This window comes from Bacillus sp. SIMBA_026, assembly GCF_046535335.1.
Lineage (GTDB): Bacteria > Bacillota > Bacilli > Bacillales > Bacillaceae > Bacillus > Bacillus velezensis.
The window spans coordinates 1-279 of record NZ_JAWRWX010000106.1; the positions used below are offsets into that span (position 1 = coordinate 1).

Below are 279 nucleotides of genomic sequence, written 5' to 3' on the forward strand. Positions count from 1 at the left end.
GGCATTCAACACTTTATGGCCTCAATGGAGCTCATTCTTCTGGCCTTATTGGTTGCCGTTGTTTTTGGTTTACCATTGGGGGTATTTGCTGCCTCCAGATTCCGGCAGCGTTCCGACCAGACCGTAATAAGTCTGGCTATGGTTGGTTACTCAATCCCGGTTTTCTGGCTAGCTCAGTTAATGATATTACTATTCGCCATAAAGCTTGGCTGGTTCCCTATTACAGGTCAGATAAATCCGTTATATGGGGTAGAACCACAAACCGGTTCAATTCTCATC

At 45.5% G+C, this 279-nt stretch carries 1 pseudogene; it reads left to right on the forward strand.

Going from position 1 to position 279, the window contains the following annotated elements:
- Positions 1-279 (forward strand): annotated as a pseudogene (locus SB847_RS20865) (hypothetical protein); the annotation flags it as partial.